Consider the following 1,750-nt stretch of genomic DNA (forward strand, 5'->3'; position numbering starts at 1 on the left):
GGCGGACACCGCCGCCGCGACGCCGGTGCTGCTGCTGGACACGCTGGACGTGCAGGATCAGCCCTCGGACAACCCGGTCCACGCGCTCGCGCCGGATCACCCCGCCTACGTCATCTACACCTCCGGCTCCACCGGCCGACCCAAAGGCGTCATCATGCCCGCAGGCGCGCTGGCGAACTTGCTGGAGTGGCACCACGAGGCGATCGGCGGCGCACCCGGCACGAGGACCGCGCAGTTCACGGCCATCAGCTTCGACGTCTCCGCGCAGGAGATGCTGTCGGCCCTGATGTTCGGCAAGACCCTGGTCATCCCCGACGAGGACGTCCGGCGGGACGCGGCCCGGTTCGTCGAGTGGCTGGACGAGCACGAAGTGGAGGAACTGTTCGCTCCCAACCTCGTCCTGGAGGCCGTCGCCGAGGCAGCCGTCGAGCAGGCACGCGCGCTGCCCCGGCTGCGGACCATCGCGCAGGCCGGCGAGGCCCTTACGCTGAGCCGCGTCGTCCGCGAGTTCCACACCTCGGCCCCAGAGCGCGTGCTGCACAACCACTACGGACCCACCGAGACCCACGTGGTCACGGCGCACACCTTGAGCGGCGCCCCCGACAGCTGGCCGCTCACCGCGCCGATCGGCCGGCCGATCGCCAACACCCGGGCCTACGTCCTGGGTTCGGGGCTGGAGTTGGTGGCGCCCGGCGTGGTGGGGGAGCTGTACGTCGCGGGGGCCGGTGTCGCTCGCGGCTATCTGGGCAAGCCCGGAATGACGGCCGAGCGGTTCGTGGCGGACCCGTACGCGTCCGAGCCGGGCACGCGGATGTACCGCACGGGCGACCTGGTGCGCTGGAACCAGGACGGCGAGCTGGAGTTCGTCGGCCGCGCCGACCACCAGGTCAAGATCCGCGGCTTCCGCATCGAACCCGGCGAGATCGAGAACGTCCTCACCGAGCACCCCCACATCACCCAGGCCGCCGTAGTCGTCCGCGAGGACCAGCCCGGCAGGACCCGGCTGGTGGCCTACGTGGTGACGCGGGAGGCGCTACGGCCTGAAGAGGCAAGGGAGTTCGTGCGCGAGCGGCTGCCCGAAAACATGGTGCCCTCGGCCGTCGCACTCCTGGACAGCTTGCCGCTGACCGTCAACGGCAAGCTGGACCGCGCCGCCCTGCCCGCGCCCGGCTTCACCCCGACCGGATCCGGACGGGAGACGCGCACGCCGCAGGAGCAGATCATCTGCGATCTGTTCGCACAGGTACTGGGGCTGCCCCGCGTCGGCGTGGACGACGACTTCTTCGAGCTCGGCGGACACTCGCTGCTGGCCACCCGGCTGATCGCCCGCATCCGTGCCGCGTTCAGCGTCGAGATCGGTCTGCGCACGCTCTTCGAGGCACGGACCGCGGGTGCGGTCGCGGCCCGGCTCGACACCGCCGGGCCCGCACGGCTCGCTCTGACCAAGCAGCAACTGCCCGATGCCGTGCCCCTGTCGTTCGCCCAGCGGCGGCTGTGGTTCCTGCACAAGATGGAGGGGCCGAGCGCCACCTATAACATCCCCCTCGTCGTACGCCTGAACGGCGAGTTGGACCGTGCCTGGCGACCCAAATCCCCCTGCGCGCCGAGCTGTTCCGACTCGCCCCCGATTACCACGTCCTCGTCCTGGTCCTGCATCACATCGCGGGTGACGGGTGGTCGTTGGGCCCGCTGGCCGCTGACCTGACGCGTGCCTATACGGCGCGGGTGGAGGGGCGGGTGCCGGAGTGGT

At 71.0% G+C, this 1,750-nt stretch carries 1 protein-coding gene and 1 pseudogene; both read left to right on the plus strand.

Annotation, left to right across the window (positions count from 1 at the left end):
• Window positions 1-49: 49 nt before the first annotated feature.
• Window positions 50-1,351 (plus strand): annotated as a pseudogene (locus OO52_RS45395) (non-ribosomal peptide synthetase); the annotation flags it as partial.
• 257 nt (window positions 1,352-1,608) lie between these two features.
• The coding region (locus tag OO52_RS54150; protein WP_280923323.1) for a hypothetical protein at window positions 1,609-1,750 on the plus strand (142 nt) is incomplete at its 3' end.

Source organism: Streptomyces flaveolus (assembly GCF_000716535.1).
Taxonomy (GTDB): Bacteria; Actinomycetota; Actinomycetes; order Streptomycetales; family Streptomycetaceae; genus Streptomyces; species Streptomyces flaveolus_A.